At 45.1% G+C, this 20,303-nt stretch carries 16 protein-coding genes and 2 pseudogenes; 7 read left to right on the forward strand and 11 right to left on the reverse strand.

The window, feature by feature from the left end:
* The 3 genes from HCR01_RS20365 to rppA form a co-directional block, all read right to left on the reverse strand.
* On the reverse strand, window positions 1-553 hold a 553-nt coding region (locus tag HCR01_RS20365), incomplete at its 3' end, for a potassium channel family protein (RefSeq protein WP_193197916.1).
* 150 nt (window positions 554-703) lie between these two features.
* Window positions 704-1,984: a sensor histidine kinase gene (locus HCR01_RS20370; protein ID WP_193197917.1), complete on the reverse strand. Its 1,281-nt coding sequence runs from the start codon at window positions 1,982-1,984 to the stop codon at window positions 704-706.
* Window positions 1,985-1,994: 10 nt separating this feature from the next.
* Complete coding sequence (gene rppA, locus HCR01_RS20375; protein WP_193197918.1) at window positions 1,995-2,675, reverse strand: two-component system response regulator RppA; 681 nt, start codon at window positions 2,673-2,675, stop codon at window positions 1,995-1,997.
* A 140-nt stretch (window positions 2,676-2,815) separates the two neighbouring features.
* Between rppA and HCR01_RS20380 the strand changes: the two genes are divergently transcribed.
* Window positions 2,816-3,202 carry a hypothetical protein gene (locus HCR01_RS20380; protein ID WP_193197919.1) on the forward strand — a complete coding sequence of 129 codons (387 nt, stop codon included), beginning with the start codon at window positions 2,816-2,818 and terminating at the stop codon, window positions 3,200-3,202.
* Between the two features lie 85 nt (window positions 3,203-3,287).
* Here the strand turns inward: HCR01_RS20380 and HCR01_RS20385 are convergent, their stop codons facing one another.
* On the reverse strand, window positions 3,288-3,731 hold the full coding sequence (locus HCR01_RS20385; protein ID WP_193197920.1) for an SRPBCC domain-containing protein: 444 nt from the start codon (window positions 3,729-3,731) through the stop codon (window positions 3,288-3,290).
* An 82-nt stretch (window positions 3,732-3,813) separates the two neighbouring features.
* Window positions 3,814-4,242: a universal stress protein gene (locus tag HCR01_RS20390; RefSeq protein ID WP_193197921.1), complete on the reverse strand. Its 429-nt coding sequence runs from the start codon at window positions 4,240-4,242 to the stop codon at window positions 3,814-3,816.
* A gap of 396 nt (window positions 4,243-4,638) precedes the next feature.
* On the opposite strand from HCR01_RS20390, the gene HCR01_RS20395 reads away from it, so the two are divergent.
* The 5 genes and pseudogenes from HCR01_RS20395 to HCR01_RS20415 all read left to right on the forward strand — a co-directional run bounded on the left by HCR01_RS20395 (window position 4,639) and on the right by HCR01_RS20415 (window position 10,955).
* Entirely contained in the window at window positions 4,639-5,181 is a 543-nt protein-coding gene (locus tag HCR01_RS20395; RefSeq protein ID WP_193197922.1) for a hypothetical protein, read from the forward strand.
* A gap of 42 nt (window positions 5,182-5,223) precedes the next feature.
* Window positions 5,224-7,977: a cation-translocating P-type ATPase gene (locus tag HCR01_RS20400; protein WP_193197923.1), complete on the forward strand. Its 2,754-nt coding sequence runs from the start codon at window positions 5,224-5,226 to the stop codon at window positions 7,975-7,977.
* 295 nt (window positions 7,978-8,272) lie between these two features.
* Window positions 8,273-9,117 (forward strand): annotated as a pseudogene (mgtE, locus tag HCR01_RS20405) (magnesium transporter); the annotation flags it as partial.
* Window positions 9,118-9,264: 147 nt separating this feature from the next.
* On the forward strand, window positions 9,265-10,464 hold the full coding sequence (locus HCR01_RS20410) for an IS4 family transposase (protein ID WP_193197924.1): 1,200 nt from the start codon (window positions 9,265-9,267) through the stop codon (window positions 10,462-10,464).
* Window positions 10,465-10,643: 179 nt separating this feature from the next.
* Window positions 10,644-10,955, forward strand: coding sequence for a hypothetical protein (locus HCR01_RS20415; protein WP_193198043.1), 312 nt, complete (start codon window positions 10,644-10,646; stop codon window positions 10,953-10,955).
* A gap of 346 nt (window positions 10,956-11,301) precedes the next feature.
* Here HCR01_RS20415 and HCR01_RS20420 read toward each other — a convergent pair whose 3' ends face one another.
* From HCR01_RS20420 to HCR01_RS20440, 6 genes are all read right to left on the reverse strand, one after another.
* Entirely contained in the window at window positions 11,302-11,883 is a 582-nt protein-coding gene (locus HCR01_RS20420; RefSeq protein WP_193197925.1) for an antibiotic biosynthesis monooxygenase, read from the reverse strand.
* Between the two features lie 69 nt (window positions 11,884-11,952).
* Entirely contained in the window at window positions 11,953-12,384 is a 432-nt protein-coding gene (locus tag HCR01_RS40055; RefSeq protein WP_320073148.1) for an iron uptake porin, read from the reverse strand.
* Window positions 12,288-13,514, reverse strand: coding sequence for an iron uptake porin (locus HCR01_RS20425; protein ID WP_264299926.1), 1,227 nt, complete (start codon window positions 13,512-13,514; stop codon window positions 12,288-12,290). Before HCR01_RS20425 ends, HCR01_RS40055 begins: the two co-directional genes overlap by 97 nt.
* A 150-nt stretch (window positions 13,515-13,664) precedes the next feature.
* On the reverse strand, window positions 13,665-14,306 hold the full coding sequence (gene ycaC, locus HCR01_RS20430) for an isochorismate family cysteine hydrolase YcaC (protein ID WP_193197926.1): 642 nt from the start codon (window positions 14,304-14,306) through the stop codon (window positions 13,665-13,667).
* A gap of 272 nt (window positions 14,307-14,578) precedes the next feature.
* Window positions 14,579-15,178 (reverse strand): class I SAM-dependent methyltransferase, encoded by a 600-nt coding sequence (locus HCR01_RS20435; RefSeq protein ID WP_193197927.1) that lies wholly within the window; start codon window positions 15,176-15,178, stop codon window positions 14,579-14,581.
* A gap of 69 nt (window positions 15,179-15,247) precedes the next feature.
* Window positions 15,248-18,868, reverse strand: coding sequence for an NB-ARC domain-containing protein (locus HCR01_RS20440; RefSeq protein WP_193197928.1), 3,621 nt, complete (start codon window positions 18,866-18,868; stop codon window positions 15,248-15,250).
* Window positions 18,869-19,403: 535 nt separating this feature from the next.
* Between HCR01_RS20440 and HCR01_RS20445 the strand changes: the two are divergent.
* Window positions 19,404-20,226 (forward strand): annotated as a pseudogene (locus tag HCR01_RS20445) (alpha/beta fold hydrolase).
* Window positions 20,227-20,303 lie beyond the last annotated feature (77 nt).

The raw sequence follows: 20,303 nt of genomic DNA on the forward strand, positions 1-20,303 counted from the left end.
GGGGTTGATAGCCAATAATTAAAGAACCAGTCGGAAATCGATAATCCTGAGCGATTTCGGCAACGCTACGACCAGCAACATAGCAATTGTTTGGGATAGCAAGTTTTAGTACCTCAATCTGTCCCTGCTCAAAATGCATCATTGATTCTACTTGAGGATACTCAATGGCATTTACCATTGTTGAAACTGCTAGTTCAACGGTACTGATGATATGGTTAGCTCCAGCTATACGCAGCGGTTCAGCAAAATCGGGGTGGCGCATCCGAGTCAGAAGATGGGGAACGCCGTAGTGCTTAGCAAGAGTTACCATTGCCAAGTTTAAAGCATCACTTCTCAGGACAGCTGCCAAAGAGCCTGCTTTGCGAATCCCAGCTTCTAACAATACTTCTGTACTCACAGCACTGCCTTCAAAAGCCATTGCCCCCACTTGTTCACGGGCATAGCGGCAAGCGGTAGGATCGATATCAATTACGGTAACAGTATGCCCTAGTTCTATCAGTTTTTGCGCTAAACTTAAGCCCACTAAACCTGCTCCACCTATGAGTACGTACATGGCTATTCTTAATGCTCTTTGACTTGCTACTTCAGTTTACAGGTTAGCAAAAGATTGAATAGCTGAGTGCCATTCGGGTAAGCACACGATTCATTTCGAGGAAAATACATAAACTTACGTTAAACGCGGAGGTTACACCTCCAAGGTGATTTAGGAATGGCTCATAAGCGGTAATTTAATCTGGAACGTCGAGCCTTTATCCTCATTGCTCATCACATGAATGTGACCGCCATGAGCTTGGACAATTTGTTGAGCGATCGCTAATCCCAACCCAAATCCGCCGCTTTCTATTGCCCGTTCTGTATCAACTCGGTAGAAGCGATTGAAAATGTAAGGTAAATCTGCCTCTGGAATTCCAATTCCAGTATCGATGACCTGAATTATTACCCGATCTGGGTGAGGTTCTAAGCGTAACCAGACAGTTCCACCAGACGGAGTGTATTTGCAGGCGTTGTTGAGCAAGTTTTCAACAGCTTGCCGCAGCAAATCGGGGTCAGCCCACAACTCAATGGGTTGTTCTGGTAAATGGCTGATCAATTGGAGCGAGACTTTTGCAGCTTGAGTATTGTAATAAACAGCTAAATTCTCTAGCAAGCTATTAAGATTAACCTTTTTGAGAGATTCGGGAGTTAATTTTCCCTGATGCCGAGCCAACAGCAGTAGGTTATTGACTAAGGTACTCATCGACTTGGCACTATCAATGATATTTTCTAGTGAGGGATGGATTTGGGGACGATCTGCCGCCATTAGTCGCCCGACTTGAGCATTAGTCAAAATCGCAGAAAGAGGCGATCGCAATTCATGGGAGGCATCTGATGTAAAGCGTTGCAGCTGGTTATAAGCTTCCTGAACTGGCTGCATCGCTATGCCACCAAGTACCCAACCTGTAAGTCCAATAAACCCCAGTGCTACAGGCACAGCCAGCGTCAACATTAACCGAAATTCTCTGAGATCGTTTTGAGTTTCTGTAAGTGGAATAGCCACCTGAAGATAGCCGATTACCGAATTTCCTCCTTGAACAGGCAGCGTGACTTGACGAAGCCAAAGCGTTTGGTTTGTAAAGGGGTCAACGGACTTAATTGTAAGAAACTCAGATGATGTTTGTAACTGCTCTGAAGGTGGAGTACCAAAAAACCGCTTGAGTTTGCCATTTGGGTCATACCAGCGAGCATAGACCAGTTCGACATCAGCGGGGTGAGAACCACTACCCAATAGCGGTATATTGCTCAGATCGACTTGTTTGCGTCTTTGGTAGAGCCGATACTGGGAACTTGCTGCCATTATCTCTGCTCTTTTATAAAGCAGTTGGTCTAATGCTTTGAATTTGTCTTTAACCTCAAGGTTATAAATCACCCCAGCAAAGAGAACGAGAATGCACCCCATCGAAAGGGTAAACCAACGAGCTAAGTTACGACGACTGCTGTTAAACACAACTTAAATTTCAAGATGATTCTGGAGGGTTGAGGCGATAGCCCATACCATACATGGTTTCAATCCAATCGGCTGCTGCTACTGTCTGCAAACGTTGGCGAAGTTTACGAACTAGAACAGTGATCGCATTACTCTCTGGTTCAGTACCCCACTCCCATACGGCTTGCTCAATTTGGTTACGAGTCAGGACTTGTCGGGGATGACGCATGAAGTACTCTAGCAACTGAAATTCCTGGGTGGAAAGGGAGACAATCGCCCCTTGTCGCTCCAAAAGTAGTGTATCGAGATGAAGTTGCAGGTCTGCCAAGCATAGGGTGTCTCCTTGCCAGAGGGGCGATCGCCTCCTCAATGCTCGTACTCGTGCCATGAACTCCACAATATCAATCGGTTTAACTAGATAGTCATCTGCTCCTGCATCTAATCCCGTTACCTTATCGGGTGTAGTATCTTTTGCGGTGATCATTAATACTGGAGCGGTTTTCCCCGCAGCCCGATACTGTTGACACAGACTTACCCCACTAATCCGAGGTAACATCCAATCCAAGATCAACAGGTCATATTCTTTTTCAGCCAAAAGCCATTGAGCAGTTTCTCCATCCTTGACGCCATCGACGTTATGTCCTGCCTGGGAGAGAAGCGTTTGCAGTGGCATTAATTGCTTTGGATCATCCTCCGCTAGTAAGATTTTCATTACCTTTATGCACTTGAGCTTATTAAGAATAATGCATTGAAGCAATTTGAACGTCTTTCATCAGTGAGATTTTAGAGAATTGTCTACCTTTTACGATATAGATAAAGCATGACAAACACAAAAACAGAGGTGGGTGTAGTGTGTGGCGTCTTAGCAAACGTTGGCTGCAAGGGCTGGGATTAGAGTTTTGGTTGCCTCTACCATTGGTAGCGGTTGTGTTTTGGCTTGGCTGTAGTTTCTTGGCTGCTCAAGAGTTAAGCCAATCTTACTCTACCGAAAAAAAACTTCAGTCAGATACCCAACTTGAAGCACGTCTATCAGTTAACGTGTTGCTTATTAACGCCGTCGTCAACCGAACTAAGAAGATTACTCAGGTTGAAGTGGAAACAGCAGACCCCATTCTGAAGCGATTGGAATTAGAACTACCAACGATAGAATTCAGCCAGATAGAAGCGACAATTGCCCAAGAACTAGGGCTACCCAGTCAGGATGTGAGGAAGTTAGTGCGATATGAAATTGTGGAATAACATTGAGCCGATTTCAGGCTAGTACAGTACAGCGGAGATTGACTATAGTTGAAAAAAGTTATAAAAGCTGACTATATAAACTTTCTTACCTCCTATCTTCAATGTGTTCAGCCTTGGTTTTCAATGTTTGGTTCATGGCTTCAAACCCTTGGCGAACATCGGTATTTAATCGGCGAGCCAGCAGAGGTACAAGTAAGCCCTTGAAAGATTCTTGCTGAATGAAGCGAACGCGATCGCTTGCTAACGGCTCAATGATAAAGCTGTGTTCTCCGTCAAATAGCCCTGGTATCAAGAAATGCCCTAACCAGCGTAATTTGCGATTTGGTTCTACCGTAAGAATTGTAGGTCGAAAGGTTATGCCATCTGTACCCGGAGGCTGAAAGTGAACGGTAAGCTTCGCCCCCTCACTCAGTGAGCCACTAATTTGACGAATAAACAAATTCCATTTTGGAAAACTGGCAAAGTCAGTGAGTAAGTTCCAAACCCGACTATCCGGTGCTTGAATTTCAATTTCAGTGTAAATTTTCATGGGTGTGGCTTAATAGGAAAACCAGAATAAAACGGCTATTCCTGCCAATAAGAAGCTGATGTATAAAGCCCCTGTAAAAAAACTACTGACCTTGAACCACCAGGACAGAACATGGAGCATGATGAACAACGTGATTGCTCACACTTCCAACTATAAGTTCAGCAAATCCTTTAAGCCCTCTGCGACCAAGCACAATCAAATCCGCTCCCCAAGTCCGAGCTAAATTACAGATGTTAGTTCCAGGATCACCTGTGTGATAGCTGAATTCTGCGGTAACACCCTGGTTTTTCGCCTTCTGACAGTAAAACTGGAGTAAACCTTGTGCCTGTTGTGTTTGTATTTCTTCTAGTTCTGCTAAGTTCAAAGTGGCTTGACTAGAAGCTGTCAGGTTAATGCTGTGACCAATCATCAAATGAGCAGCGTCTTTTTGGGCTAACTCAAGTGCTTTTGCAAACACTGTTGCAGTAGCAGGCGAATCATCAAGCGCCACCAAAATCTTTTTAAAGCTCATACACACCTCCAATAATTAATTACTTCATTCCCATACGTTGTCTTTGAGCTTGAAGGATAAATGTGATTTAAAAGTGAAATGTGAGTAGATTGAAGTTTCCCGCTCACAAGGAGATAAGCAATAGGAGTGAATTCCTAGTAAAAAAATTATTCACTTTTCATTCACATTCATGAGCAATCCTGGAATAGAAGGATGTTCACTGAAACGACAAAGCAAAACTGGCGTGCCATTACCCTTTACCTGTAGCAAGAAGTTCGACAGATCTTATTGCTGTTATTTATGGCAGTCATTCTAAATGCACGGTTCAGGCTCACACTACGAAACTATAGTTTCTTACTACTTCGAGATTATTAATCCTTCCTTTTAAACTTACTCATTTTTATAGGAGACGTTGTTATGAATTCCAGTCCAGTTAAACATGCGCTCGGCATCATTTCTACCCGTCAGGCTGTAACACAGGTGCTTGATGAACTTAGAGAAATTGACTTTCCCATAAAGAAAATTTCTGTGTTCAATATGAACTCTGAACACGAAAAGTCACGCAAGTATGCTGATGCGAGTAATCATACTATTACTCCTATCGAGGGTGCTAAAACAGGCGCAGTTACAGGAGGAACAGCCGGAGGCGTCCTTGCACTAACAGCCGGACTTGGTGCATTAGTGATTCCTGGTGTTGGGCCTGTATTAGCGGTTGAATCTGTACTGGCTACCCTGCTAGCAGGTGGGGCAAGTGCAACATTTGGTGGTCTTTATGGTGCATTTCTAGGTTGGTTTGCTCCAGAAAGGCTAGTTAGACTCAATCACCCATCCACATCTCAAGAAGAATTTTTAGTAACGCTAGAGGGAACAGCGGATGAAATCCGGCAAGCAAAATACATTCTACGTTACCGGGGTGTGCGAGAGTGGCATGTTTGTGAACTTAAAAAAAGATTTTCATAATAACGCTTTCAGGAAAACGGTTATTTTAATTTGGAGCCAGAGATGACAGCAAATGCGATCGCTAAAAATACTTTTCCTGAGTCAACAAAAGATTTACAGAATTATCAATGGCATACTCTCGCTGAACAACAAGTTGTGCAAACCTTAGCCAGCCATTCTGAAGCAGGTTTGACTCATGAAGAAGCTGCCAAGCGACACCAGCAGATGGGCCCAAATCAACTGACTAGTAAAGGTGGTAAAAGTCCTTGGCTACGATTTCTAGAGCAATTTAATGAACCACTGCTGTATATTTTGCTAGCGGCGGGAGTAGTGACGCTGCTGCTTCAAGATTGGATAGATGCGGGAGTAATTTTTGCTGTCATCCTAATTAACGTCATCATTGGCTATATTCAAGAATCTAAAGCAGAAGACGCGATCGCTGCTCTGTCTGAAGTTGTCACTACCGAAGCAACTGTGATTCGTGGGGGTGAAAAAACTCGTCTGGCTTCGATTGGGCTAGTTCCCGGTGATTTGGTGCAGCTAGCATCTGGAGATAAAGTGCCTGCGGATCTACGGCTGTTAAGTTTGCGTGAGTTGCAAGTTGACGAGTCTGCGTTAACAGGAGAATCTGTTGCGGTCGAGAAAGCAACAGGATTGCTGGATATGGAGACACCGTTAGCTGAACGAACCAATATGGCGTATGCAGGAAGTCTCGTCACGTTTGGACAGGGAGAAGGTATGGTAGTGGCGATCGCAAATGCCACTGAAACCGGTCGCATCTCGCAATTACTTGAAGGCAGCACAGGTCTGAAAACACCGCTGACGCGAAAAATTGACAAGTTCAGCAAAACCTTACTTTACGTCATCTTAGGTTTGGCAGCCCTGACATTTGCAGTCGGATTAGGACAGGGTGGCTCTTGGATTAATGTTTTTAAAGCGGCTGTAGCTCTGGTTGTCAGCGCGATTCCAGAAGGATTGCCTGCGATCGTTACAGTTACTTTGGCAATTGGAGTTTCCCGGATGGCGCGGCGTCACGCGATTATTCGCAAGCTGCCTGCTGTTGAAGCCTTGGGAAGTACAACTGTTATCTGTTCTGACAAAACTGGAACTTTAACCGAGAATCAAATGACGGTTCAGGCGATTTATGCGGGTGAGCAAAAATACAGTGTCAACGGTATTGGTTATGCTCCAGATGGTGAAATCTTAATGGATCAACAGCTCGTTGATCCCAATGCAGATGGACATGTTGCTCTACGAGAATGCCTAGAAGCAGGACTACTCTGCAATGATTCTCACATAGAATGGCGAGACGGACAATGGAGCGTGGTAGGAACCCCAACCGAGGGAGCGTTGATTGCAGTCGCCCAAAAAGCAAGGTTAACGCAAGCTACCCTTGAGCAGGAGATGCCCAGAATAGACACCATTCCGTTTGAGTCGCAATATCAGTACATGGCGACTTTGCATGAATTGGATGCAAAACGAAGGCTGAATGTTATTTATATCAAAGGTTCTGTGGAGGCGGTTCTCAAGCGCGCAGATCAAATGCTCGATACCCAAGGACAGCTTACTCCTCTCAATCCTGCGGCAGTAGAACAAGAAGTTGAACACATGGCAGAGCAAGGGTTACGGGTATTGGCATTTGCAAGAATTGAGGTGGCAGGAAATCGACAATCTTTGGCTCACACTGATATTGAGGATTCGCTGGTGTTTCTGGGACTCCAAGGGATGATTGATCCACCACGCCAAGAAGCGATCGCCGCCATCCGTGCTTGCCAATCCGCAGGAATTCAGGTGAAGATGATCACTGGCGACCATGCATTAACAGCATTTGCGATCGCCCGCCAGATCGGAATTTGCTCGGCACAAGAACAGGTATTCACTGGACAGCAATTAGCTCAGATGGATGAGCAGGAACTAGCACAAGCGGCTGAGCAAAACATGGTATTTGCGCGAGTTGCTCCAGAACAAAAGTTGCGTTTGGTGAAAGCCTTGCAGTCAAAGGGTGAAATCGTCGCCATGACTGGAGATGGAGTAAACGATGCTCCGGCTCTCAAGCAAGCAGATATTGGTGTAGCTATGGGCATAGCAGGATCAGACGTTGCTAAAGAATCGGCTGACATGCTGCTAACTGATGACAATTTTGCCTCAATTGAGGCTGCTGTGGAAGAAGGACGTGCCGTTTACCGAAACTTGAGGAAGGCGATCGCTTTCATGCTGCCGATCAATGTTGGAGAATCTATGACAATTTTGATTGCCATTTTACTAGCAACTGTTCTTCCCATCTTGCCGATACAAATTCTCTGGCTCAACATGGTCAGTTCAGTAGCGTTGATTGCTCCCCTCGCTTTTGAGCCAAAATCTGGACAGGTGATGCAGCAACCACCACGTAACCCCAACGAAAAACTTTTATCGGGTAGTCTACTTCAGCGCATCTTGGCGATTTCCGTTTTTAATTGGGTGGTGATTTTTGGAATGTTTCAATGGACACTTCAAACTACAGGTAATGAAGCATTGGCGCGAACGATGGCGATTAATGCACTGGTAGCAGCAGAAGTCTTTTACCTCCTAAGTATCACCCAGTTTTTACCCTCCCTGTTTGCCAGGATTCAAGGTAAAAGCACCTCTGTGGCTTACGCTCCTGTGATCGGAATTGTGAGTGTAGTAATTTTACAATGTTTGTTTAGTCAGTGGAGTATCATGAATCAATTGTTTAATACAACACCTTTGACGTTTGCTCAAGCACTCATTTGTATAAGTGTAGGTTTGCCAATGGTACTTCTAACTCTCATCTTGCAACGCTTCGATCCGCTCAACTAGGTATCAAGTCCGCTTTCTCGCCAGACTTCGACCCAGAACCGAATGGCACTAAGAAAGGGTGGAACCCTCGCTAAGGCTGGGTGTAGGAGAAAATCTTTTCCCTACTGACTGGCTCACTTCTTGATTTTAAATCTAATTCTTGACCGTGCAAACCCTACCCTCCTTATACCCTTACACCCAAAAGCCTTGTGACTTATGGATTTGCCGAAAACGAGCGTGCCATTTAGTGCTAAGGCTTTTAGTCAAAAATGTAACTTAACATTGTTCAGTATAAATCTTCATCAAGGAGGTGTCTTTGACTGAGAATCCACCTTCCTCTTCACGGCAACAGAATGCGTCTCGGCAAGAACTTGTGGAGTTAGGGCGATCGCAACTCGAAGCATTGCTACAACAAGAAAACTTCCAGGGAGCAAAAGCTCTGTTAGTACCTGTACAACCTGTAGATATTGCTCAAGCTATTGAGGGTTTGCCAAAAGCTATGCAAGCTATAGCTTTCCGCTTACTTTCAAAACAAGAAGCCATCGAAGTCTATGGATATCTCGACTCTAGTGTCCAGCAGTCTTTGATTGCAGAATTGAGGCATCAAAAGGTTCTCGATATTGTCGAGCAGATGTCGCCTGATGACCGAGCGCGACTATTTGACGAATTACCTGCTAAAATCGTCCGCCGACTACTGTAACAACTCAGTCCAGCTGAGCGCGAAGTCACCGCCCTACTTCTAGGCTACAAAGAGGGTACTGCTGGGCGGATCATGACTACAGAATATCTTTCTGTGAAAGAGGGTTTAACGATTAGCCAAGCCATCGAGCGGGTTCGCGTTTTAGCTAGTGCCGCCGAAATCATCTATTATCTTTATGTGACTGATGGAAAGCGCCGTCTTAAAGGAACTGTTTCTTTTAAAGATTTGGTGATTGCTCAGCCAGAACAAATGCTGGGTGAAATTATGACCCGCGATGTAGTGTTTGTTCACACAGATACAGACCAAGAAGAAGTAGCACGAATCATTCAACACTACGATTTAGTAGCTGTGCCTGTGGTGGATACAGAACAGCGTCTAGTTGGCATTGTCACCGTTGATGACGTGCTTGATGTTATGGAGCAAGAAACTACCGAGATATTTATGCTTTGGGTGTTATGGAGCAAGAAACTACCGAGGATATTTATGCTTTGGGTGGTGTAGAAGCCAATACGGTTCAGTTAAGGCTCAAGGTGGTGTAAATTAAGGGTTGTAATCAACACTGAAAGTCAACTGCAGTGCATCTCAAAGATTTCTCCCTGTTGTCTCCAATGACACAAAGCGGGGAATTGCTAAAAGCAATAGAGGCAGCAATACCTGCAACTGCTGTAGAGCAAGCGATCTCAACGACCAAAGCCAATGAAGAAAGAAATCGTTCTTTACCCGCACATTTGGTGGTCTGCCTAGTAATAGCAATGAGCCTGTGGTCAAGAGATTCGATGCGAGATGTACTCAAAAACTTAGTTGATGGATTATCGCAGGCATGGGTAAAAGTTGGGAAATATTGGCGAGTACCCTGTAAATCAGCAATTACGCAAGCTCGGCAAAGATTAGGATCTAGGGTGATGAGCCAATTGTTTCATCAGCTAGTAAAACCAATGGCAACGGGTGAAACATTGGGAGCATTTTTAAATGGGCTACGAATAGTAGTAATTGATGGGAGCTGTTTTGATGTTCCAGATAGCGAAGAAAATGCCAGAGTTTTTGGTCGCCCAAGTAGTCGTCCAGGAACAATTGCAGCATTGCCAAAAGTGAGATTAGTCATTTTGGTAGAAGCAGGAACGCATATTATATTTGATGCCTTAATGTGTCCTTATCGTATGGGAGAACGGGTTCGAGCTTTAAAATTATTACGCTGTGTACAATCAGGAATGTTGTTGATGTGGGATAGAGGATTACATTCCTATGAAATGGTACAGAAAACAGTATCCAAGGGCTGTGATTATTTAGGAAGAATCCCTGCTAATGTGAAATTCTTAGCAGAAAAACCGTTAGAAGACGGCTCCTATTTATCGTGGCTCAATCCTTCAGGAAAATTACGCTCAAAAGGCTGTCAGACAATCATGGTGAGAGTTATTGAGTACACAATTGAGCATCCCCATCCGGCTGAACAACTTACTTATCGCTTAATTACGAGTTTATTAGATATTAATAAATTTCCAGCAGAATTATTAGCGAAAGAATATCATCAACGATGGGAAGTAGAAAATATCATTGATGAATTTAAAATACATCTTTTGGGGCGTAAAACTCACGTTCGTTCTCAAAAACCACGAGAAGTTGTGCAAGAAATTTATGGTTGGTTGTTAGGTCACTGGTCAGTACGAATGTTAATGTTTAAAGCTGCAACTGCTGCTGGGGTTCCACCATTACGCTTGAGTTTTACAGGTACATTACGAGTCATTCGTCGTGCTATTCCTAAATTTCAAGACGGAGAGACCCAAGACTTACCTTTTTTTTCGATTGGTTAATTGTCGAGATTTTAGATACGTTGTTACCTGAACGTGTTCACCGTATTAATCCCAGAGTCGTGAAAAAACCTGTATCAAAGTTTCGCTCTAAAAAACTGCAACACAGAGGTACTGGACAACGAGTAGAAGCTCCGAAATTTCACATCACTAATCAGCTTTCTGGGCTTAACTGAACCGTATTGGTTTCTCGTGTAGGAATCAAGGCAGATAACGTTGACCAAAGTTCCGCCGTGCCTGCCCCAAATGATGAAAAATGGTCAAATGAAGCGTTGTTTACCGCTGAAGGCATCGCAGCACGGTCAAAAGCGCGACCTCTGCGTATGGAGAAGCTGAAGTTGGCAGGGATACTGGGGGAAAATCCAGGGGTTGAGTTTTTGCAGGAATGTTGGAACGATGATCCCGCTTTGCAGATTGTGATCAGGAAGCTGCTGATGAGGTTTCCGCAGTGGGGGGTTGCGTGTGTGGATGGGGTGTTGGTTGAAGTGTGGTAAGTAAACGAAGAAACAGAAGATTTTGCTTGCGAATTGACAATTGTTTTGGTCGCAGGGAATTATGTATACGCCCTTTGGGGGAACTGTGGAGTTACTGGAGATGATGCAAGCTTTTCAATGCAGTTGTAAATGAGGGGGCAAATCAACAACAATGGTTTTAAAGCGAACTGAACAATAAATTAGTCAAGTAATAATTACATATTTTTCTGACTTGTCTTAACTGTCTTAACTGTCCTTGAAATATCAATTTATCAACTGTATCCTAATGGACTAATTGATATTAATAATCAAAATAAATGGAGCAACAAAGCCTTTTGAAAGTAGAAACTTTTCAAATGATATAGTTTTATGGAATGGGATACAGCCATTTGCGAAATAATTGTGTTAAGCGCGGCATGATTAAGTAGGTGAGCAGGGCGACACCGAGTCCTGTAATAATCAGTTGACTAAGCAATACAGGCAACCCAGACAACAACGGTACTAGCAAACGATTGAGCTGAGGAAGAGTAAAGAACACTCCCAACCACGTCATTAACATCATTTTGTAGCGGGGTGGTGGAGACTTCATCGGCTTTTGTGAGAGAGTAAACCAGGTTTCCAATCCGGTCAGGGTTTGAACTGCTTCCGGCTTTTCAATTAAGGGCTGCAATCGCTCAATCCACTCTCGCCGAACATCAGATTCTAGCCAGGTCTTGAGATTGTCGTAGCAATCGAATTTGAGAATGACCACGTACTCAGGATGGGCGTGATCCTGGGGTCGAATAGTGCTGACACCCAGATGTCCCTTGAATTTTCGTGCATCTGCCGCGATGCTATGAAACCATGCTTTGTAACCTTCCTCGCGCCCCGGTCTCACTACATGACAGATCACAGCTGTGACTGGATAGTTTTCTTCACTGATATTGCTCGCCAACGGTTCATCCAACATAGAATTTAACGTTATGGGTAATTTGATGTTTAAAAAAGAAAAACGGCTCTTACCGTGCCTGTACAGATCCTAAAACTGAAACGTCGTCCGAATGGTGCCAACAAAAATCGTGTCATTATTGCTGTTGTGATCGGGGTTGATAATGGCGATCGCACCAGGAGTAATTGAGACATTATCGTTCACTTGCAATCGATATAAGGCTTCAAAATGCAATGAGGTGTTGCGATCTATTACCCCAAACTCATTGCTGATTACTTTGGGGGGTTGTCCAAAGACAAAGCCCAATAGATTGCCTTTTTTGCCCAAATCTGGGAATCCAAAATTAACAGCATAGTAAAAAATCTCAGCGCTGGGATCATTGGGGATATCTTGTGCCGATGCTTGGAGATATCCTACCCAGCCCCCTAATCTGAAGGCAGGGTTGACGAGCCAGGAAGCTGCAAGACTATAGCTATTCCCAACAATGTTTTTACTGGCTCCATTGAAGGGGTCATTGGTAATGAAATGATACTACTTGTACTGATATTGATCGCATTCAAAGAACGAGCATAGGTTAAGCCAAAACTTAAGGATTTCGTAGGTTTTAATGTCAGTTGTGCTAGGGCAGAGTAGGAACCATCAAATAATCCAGATCCCGCAGTCGGGTTGTTGGCTTCACTAGCAAGATAAACCAGTGCCAAATTGATGGCTGAGTTGAAGTTATAACTGATACCAATGCCTGTCCCACCTGTTTCTTCACGGTAGATGGGGCTGCGAATCCCAAATGCAGAGATCGAACCTCTGCCATCACTTCCTAATAGAGGGTTAATGGTATCAACCACATCAAACAATGTACCCTGAGCGATCGCAGTCACCTTAGCAGCAGACCCGATGGGAAATTGATAATAGAGTTGATTTAAAATTAACTGATTGCCTGTATCACTATCAAAACTGAGGCGAGCCATATTTGTGCCTGTGGCTTCCCTAAAGTTGGGAATATTGCCAGCCTGAAATCGAATTCTCAGTAAATCTTGCCCCGTAAAACTGGTGTTAAATATCAACCGCACGCGATCGCTAAAAATGATATTATCACCGACCTTACCCCTGGAGCCAGGTGTTTCTCCTGCTGGTACAGCTTTATCATCGCCAAATGCACCACTCACCGCAAAAACTACTTCTCCAGTAAATTTTGTCGTCGTCGAGAATTGCTGAGACTCGAGTTGATCTGTGCGTGTTGCTAAGGAATCTACCCGTCCACGCAATATTGAGAGTTCTGCTGCAAATTCCTTTTGAAGTCTTTGCAAAGTTTGTAAATCTTCTCTCTTAATCACATCTGCTGTCGTACTTTCTAGTAGCTGATTGAGCCGAGCGAGACAAGCATTCAACCCGACAGCAAATTCATAGCGAGTGATTGAGCGATTGCCTTGAAATTTTTGATCGGGATAACCAACAATGCAGTCGTAGCGATCGACTAATGCTTGTAATGCTTGAAATGCCCAATCTGTAGGCTGCACATCAGTAAGCTGATTCACAGATGTGACTTGCTCGGGCAACGTATCTTCGGCAGTAGCAGACCTAGAAAAGCATTGCTGAGTAAGGCATACTCCAAAGATCAGAGATGACAAGAGAATTAATTGAGAAAAAAGTTTCATTGAGAACAACCACCTTAGAGACACCAGATTGTTCGGCAATTTTTTACCAAGAAGTAGTTGTCACCGCTATGTTTCAAGTAAAGTTGATAACCTAGCGATGACAATACCAACTCAGTTACACACGAGCTAAAATAGACGCTTTCTCATTCATTATTTACTGGGAGATCCAGCACTTGAGTTTGCTGCATAGCTGGTCATCAGGTTTTTGTAGTCAGGAATAAACCCTGCTAAAAGACTACCTAGCCCTTCAATATCGTTACGCCAGTCACGGTGCAATTCACCCACAACGCTAAACCAATTGACCAATTGAACTCCAGCACGAGACATTCGATCCCAAGCTGCATAGCGACAGGCTTCATCAAAGGTTCCAGAGGCATCGGTGACAACAAAAACGTCATAACCTGCCTCCAATGCCGAAAGCGCACAAAAAGTAACACATACATCGGTGACAATCCCGGCAATGATTAATTGCTTTTTGCCTGTGGCTTCTACTGCTTTCACAAAGTCCTCGTTGTCCCAAGCATTGATCTGTCCGGGGCGGGGAATAAAGGGAGCATCGGGAAACTTCTCCTTCAGTTCAGGCATGATAACGCCATTGGGGCCTTGCTCAAAGCTAGTTGTCAAAACTGTAGGTAGATTGAAAAACTTGGCTGCACTTGCTAGCGCTAACACATTATTTTTGAAGTCAGCGGCACCAAAATCACCCACAAGTGAGAACAGTCCAGTTTGGTGATCGACCAGCAGAACCGCAGCATTATTTTTGTCTAGACGGTTGTACTTAAATGTAGACATGAGGTATTTCTCCTATTTGAGTTATTGGGAATGAGGAATTGCAGAATCAGTCAAGAAAATTAAATGTGCTTTACCTTAAAAGCGAAACGTCTATTTCCTCTAAATGGCTGATGACGTAAGCTGTTGTGACACGAACTCAGTTTGCTCGCATCTCACCAAATTGCACCACTCAAGATCCGCTAGTTAAGCACCAAGTTAAGGCGATCGCCCATCAATGACCGAATACAGCATCCGGTTGCAACATCCCACGGCTTAACCGTGCGAATGATAAGTTAGGTCTTTTGGGCAATGATATAAACATGATTTTCAGGATATTGGTCATATTCGAGATGGCGACAGGTGCAATGATGCTCCGCCAGAATTTGCAGGAAAGTATCTACGCCCAAAGTGCTGTACTCAAATTCCTGACCTTGAAACGCCCCCGAAATCTCGCTGCTTGTATATCCACCGCCACAGGTAAATAGAAGCACTCCATCGGGTTCAAGCGCATCGCATAGCTTTTTTATTGTAGGCGCTTGCCTGTTGAGTGGCAGATGAAAAGTGCTGTCCCACGCGGCAATCAGGCTATAAAGTTTCGGCGGCTGCCAATCACAAATATCTTCCCGGTAAAACGTGATTTCTGGATGTAGGCGCTGGGCTAAATTGATCATTTCCCTAGAAATATCCAGTCCTTCAGGCTGAAATCCATGCTGGGATAAGCTGTTAATAAAACGCCCACTACTTCCACACCCAACATCAAGTGCTGCGTGCTGCTTAAAAGTAAATTTGATCGCCCGTTCTAATTGGGCAATCCCGTAGGTTGAATCTTGATGCTGAGTTTGCCACCATTGGGCAATTTGGTCGTAGCGGGCAGATGTATCATTTGGCTCCATAGAGTGACCTCAAAAGTGTTGATCAAGATTTTCAGAGCAATTAACATCTTTCCCTACGCTACACACAGACTACACAATCGCCCCTAACGCTTTCAATGTCGCTTTTTGAGCGTTCGTCAATCCCCTTGTCCCTTGAATATTCATGCCCTCATACAGCCGATCGCTCATCAACGTTTTAATACAGCGTCCGGTTGCTATATCCCACAGTTTAATTGTGCGATCGTCACTACCACTCAGTAAAAATTGACCATTGAAGCTAAAACTCACCGAAGTTACCCAACTCGTATCCTCATGCAACACTTGCAAACAATACCCTGTTTGCAGATTCCACAGCCGAACGGTTTGATCGCCACTGCCACTTGCTAACGTTTTACCGTCGGGACTGATGGCAACAGTCCAGACTCCACCTGTATGCCCCCGCAAAACTTTTATACTTTCGCCCGTCTGGAGATCCCACAGCCGAATAGTTTGGTCAAAACTACCGCTAATTAACTGTTGAGCATTGGCAGCAAATGCCAGCGTAAACACTCCGCCAGTGTGACCCTGCAACACGTGCAGACATGCCCCGGTTTGCACGTCCCAAAGCCGAATAGTTTGATCGGAACTGCCACTTGCCAGATGTTGACCATCGGTATTAAATGCGATCGCTCTCACACCATCCTGATGACCGCGCAGCACCCGCAAACACTGATGAGTGTCTACATTCCATAGCCGCACAGTTTGATCGTGGCTACCGCTTGCCAAAATTTTCCCGCAAGGATTGAACATTACTGTCCACACGGGCGCATCATGTCCTGACCACTCACTCAGAGACCCCGTTTCCAGATTCCACATCAAAATCGAGCCATCCTGTCCATTAGTTGCAACTGTTTGGCTATCAGAGCTAACGCTTAAATATGAAGTCCAACTGGTTAAACAAGAAATCGCATCAGTCTCTCTGTGCAAAGTTTTGTAAGGGCGAAGGGGTGACAAGTTGTCATCGAACGGCAAATGCCACAAGTGAATTGTTTCATCCTGACCCCTACTAGCAAGGGTTTTACCATTGGGACTGAGGCTGAGAGAACGAATTCCACTGGTATACCCGCGCAATGTTTTCAGGCTTTGCCCATGCAGATTCCACAGCCGCACCGTTTGATCTTGACTGGCACTCACCATTAGCTGTCCCCGAATGGCTATTGCCAGAACATCATCGGTGTGACCTTCCAAAACATTGATGCACTGAGCATCTTGGACATTCCACAGGCGGAGAGTCCCATCATCACTTCCACTCGCCAAAATGCTACCATCTGGGCTAAATGCCATGCTCCAGACCCAATTGGTGTGTCCGTGCAGCACCTTTGATTGATAGGCGTTGGCGTGGAGTTGCCCACTCCAGAGTCGAACCGACCCAGCAAAACTTCCACTAGCTAGCAGTTGACCATCGGGGCTGTAACGGACACAATGAACTCCCTCAGTATGTCCCTGCAACACATTGAGACATTTACCATTCATCACATCCCAAATCCGAACGGACTCGTCTTTACTGCCACTCGCTAAGGTTTGATTGTCAGGCGAGAAATGAACTGAGTAAACGTTTTTCGTATGTCCCTTCAAAACTTGGAGACAGTCTCCTTGTAAATTCCACACTCTCACCGTTTGATCGTCACTACCACTCGCCAACCGTTGACCATCGGGACTAAAGTTCACTGACCAAACACAGCCTGTATGCTCCGTTAAAACCTGTAAGCACTGGCCGCTCTGTACATCCCACAACCGCACCGAAGTATCACTACCGCTACTGGCTAACCTGTGACCATCGGGACTAAAGGCAACGCACCATACCCAGCTTGTATGACCTTCAAAGGTAGCTAATAGTTTAGTTGTAACGATCTGCCAGAGATATACCAGTCCACTTGAATCACCAACAGCAACAATCTCACCGTCTGGGCTAATATCGATAGACATCGCACTATTTAAGCTCTCTGAAAAAATGGACTTGCTTAAATCTGCATTTTGAAAATTGACTCCTGCTAAGTTTACCTGCCGGAGGTCAGCTTGCTGAACCACGAGTTCAGAAAAATCGGAACCGCGCAAATCTACTTTGAGCTGCACCAGAAGATTGATCAGATTACCTGCGGCATATCCTGCCCCATATTTTGATGACTGTCGCTGCTGTGCCAGTAGTTGCCTTGCTCTGTACTCAACCTCTGATACATTTGTGTAACAAGATAACAGCCATTCCATCACAGGTTGCACGATTAATCGCAGTTGAATCTCTCGGATATAATCTTTTGCCTGTACCCGAATCAACGAGTGGCTTTGCAATACATCAAGCTGCCGAGTTGCAAATTCTGTGCAGACCTGTTGAATCAATCGTTCTGTGACATATTCCATGACAACGGGCTGCAAGAAAAATAACCCATCTATTTTTTCGAGTAGAGATCGCCGGATCAGCGAGTTTACCTGTTGGGGGACGCTTTGTTGATCGACTGAACCAATCACATTTTGGCGAATCTCTGCGATCGCCACTGGCTCCCGATGAATGGCAAACCAGTACAGGATTTTCTGTTCTCCTGCCGATAGGCGATTGAACTGACGAGCCAGCAAATCGCGGATATCCTCAAAAATGAAAGTCCCCTGACTGATGTAGGCTATAAACTCAGCAATGCTGCCGTTGAATACATCTTGGGTAGCGGCGGCCACCATCTTCAGTGCCAGGGGATTACCACCATAGTGATTGATCAGGTTTTGCCACTGGGCTTCTGAAGCTGTAAATACTCCCTTTTCTCGAAAGATGGCGCGGCCATCATCGAGCGTGAGTCCACTTAGAGGTAGCGATCGCACTCTGCTTTGTGTGCCTTCCATGAACGCGATTTCCTGTGGTTTCTCGCGACTGGTCAGCAAGCAACAGCTTTGGTGGTGCGTTTCGCCAATCGTTCTGAGCCACTGCCCATAAGCTTCATAACCCGATCGCCATTGACCGGCTTGCTCACTGTGCAAAATCGTTTCCGCATTATCCAAAATCAACAGACATCGCTGCGATCTCCAATACTGCATTAATAAAATCAGCTTTTCGTCGAGCGTGCTAGGGATGATGGGATCGTCTCCCTGAATTGGCATGAGAAATTTTAGCAGGCTGGTCAGGAGTTCGTCTAATGAAGGTGCATTGGCAAGCGATCTCCAGACTACGATCTCAAACTCTGGCTGCATTTGCAGTGCTGCTTTGACGGCGATCGTACTTTTGCCAATCCCCCCGATCCCCAGTATCCCAACCATGCGGCAGCGTTCAGTCACAACCCACTGCCACAGTTGTGCTAACTCCGCCTCACGACCATAAAAAACCGAGGCATCAACTGCGTTATCCCAGTCATGCTGCGGATTTGCCTTTGGGAAAGCCGACGTTTCCTCTGATGTAATTGGGGATACATAATCAGTTTTCGTTAATTCCAGCCCAAACGCCCGGAACAGAAGCTCTAATGACTGCCGATCTACTCCCAGTTCGCGCTTAAAAATACGGGCGAGGGTATTAAGAGAGAGTCCAGTGCGATCGCTTAAATCTTCCTGCGTAAACCGTTTATCCCAAGTTTCCTCAGATTCTGCTTGCTGCTTTGCTGTCTGAAACCTCTGCCATCCGTGGGGGGAAAGAACAATTCCTCTCACCCGTCCATGAGTGGAGCGATCACGCTTGGGTTTGGTTGCGTTAGCATCCATTGGCAAGTGAGCAGTAGAAAACGGTGGTGTAAGTATTCTAGGGAACTGTGATTGGTGATATATTCACCAGGAATATACCATTTTTATGGAATGTAGCCTGGATCTCACTGTAACTCTGGACAAAAATATGTCTTTAGGTATAGAAGAAGCGATCGCGATTAAGGAATAAAAAAATTTATCAGGCAGTTACCACAATGACGCTAAACCATTTCTTTGAGTACCTTTGAGTTGTAAATTCAAATTGCAGAACTTTACGAAAATATCGACTTTTCCCATGTTTGAGTTGAATGGCTAAAACAGGAGTAGAAAGGGCGATTGAAACTGATGAAGCAGCAACTTAAAGCTTTTATTCGCTTTGAAATGCGTTTAGCGGATATCTATGAAAATGTTGAATTTGAGCCATAGTGAAAATTGCTAACTTGCAGCTTAACTCAAAGAAGTTGAGTGGTCTGAATTGGATACAAGTTGAAAAATGAGAACAACGGCTTGAATGCCAAGAAATCTCTCTGTTCAACCCAAGATCCATAGGAGTCTTATGAGTACAATCACAATCCAAGACGGTACAAATATTTATTACAAAGACTGGGGTGCAGGACAGCCTGTTGTTTTCAGTCATGGCTGGCCGTTGAACGCTGATAGTTGGGAAGCTCAGATGCTTTTTCTCGCAGACCACGGATTTCGCTGCATTGCTCATGATCGTCGGGGTCATGGGCGCTCAAGCCAACCCTGGGAAGGGAATGAGGGATACCTATGCCGACGACCTCGCCACGCTGATGGAAACGCTAGACCTAAATGGGGCTGCTCTGATCGGCTTCTCGACGGGTGGCGGTGAAGTTGCTCGTTATATCGGTCGCCACGGTACAGCACGAGTCGCCAAAGCTGCCTTAATCTCTGCCGTTCCGCCACTGATGCTGAAGACAGAGAATAATCCCAATGGGCTACCCATCGAAGTGTTTGACGGGCTTCGCACTGATTCCATAGCTGACCGATCGCAACTCTACAAGGATCTCGCTAGCGGCCCATTCTTCGGCTTCAACCGTCCGGGTGCTAAAGTCTCCCAAGGTATGATCGACTGGTTTTGGTTCCAGGGGATGCAGGCGGGTCACAAAAACGCCTTCGACTGCATCAAGGCATTCTCTGAAACGGACTTCACCCAGGATCTCAAAAAGTTTGACGTACCAACGTTGATGATCCACGGTGATGATGACCAGATCGTGCCGATCGGTGCTGCTGCGATCGCCTCCTCGAAACTTGTGAAGAATGCCACTTTAAAAATCTATCCCGGCGCACCCCACGGACTGACAAACACGCACAAAGATCAACTCAACGCCGACCTGCTGTCGTTCCTCAAAGACTGACACGCTCACGCTAATGTCAGCAGAATCATTAGAGTAGCGTGTGAAAAACCCTTTAGATAAAGTTTCTATTACAGCAT

It is taken from the genome of Nostoc sp. MG11, assembly GCF_014904695.1.
Lineage (GTDB): Bacteria > Cyanobacteriota > Cyanobacteriia > Cyanobacteriales > Nostocaceae > Komarekiella.

Excerpts from the sequence above, each read along its gene's own strand:
- rppA (WP_193197918.1), bottom strand. The coding sequence starts at position 2,675 with ATGAAAATCTTACTAGCGGAGGATGATCCAAAGCAATTAATGCCACTG.
- HCR01_RS20385 (WP_193197920.1), bottom strand. The coding sequence starts at position 3,731 with ATGAAAATTTACACTGAAATTGAAATTCAAGCACCGGATAGTCGGGTT.
- HCR01_RS20390 (WP_193197921.1), bottom strand. The coding sequence starts at position 4,242 with ATGAGCTTTAAAAAGATTTTGGTGGCGCTTGATGATTCGCCTGCTACT.
- HCR01_RS20395 (WP_193197922.1), top strand. The coding sequence starts at position 4,639 with ATGAATTCCAGTCCAGTTAAACATGCGCTCGGCATCATTTCTACCCGT.
- HCR01_RS20400 (WP_193197923.1), top strand. The coding sequence starts at position 5,224 with ATGACAGCAAATGCGATCGCTAAAAATACTTTTCCTGAGTCAACAAAA.
- HCR01_RS20410 (WP_193197924.1), top strand. The coding sequence starts at position 9,265 with ATGACACAAAGCGGGGAATTGCTAAAAGCAATAGAGGCAGCAATACCT.
- HCR01_RS20420 (WP_193197925.1), bottom strand. The coding sequence starts at position 11,883 with ATGTTGGATGAACCGTTGGCGAGCAATATCAGTGAAGAAAACTATCCA.
- HCR01_RS20425 (WP_264299926.1), bottom strand. The coding sequence starts at position 13,514 with ATGAAACTTTTTTCTCAATTAATTCTCTTGTCATCTCTGATCTTTGGA.
- ycaC (WP_193197926.1), bottom strand. The coding sequence starts at position 14,306 with ATGTCTACATTTAAGTACAACCGTCTAGACAAAAATAATGCTGCGGTT.
- HCR01_RS20435 (WP_193197927.1), bottom strand. The coding sequence starts at position 15,178 with ATGGAGCCAAATGATACATCTGCCCGCTACGACCAAATTGCCCAATGG.
- HCR01_RS20440 (WP_193197928.1), bottom strand. The coding sequence starts at position 18,868 with ATGGATGCTAACGCAACCAAACCCAAGCGTGATCGCTCCACTCATGGA.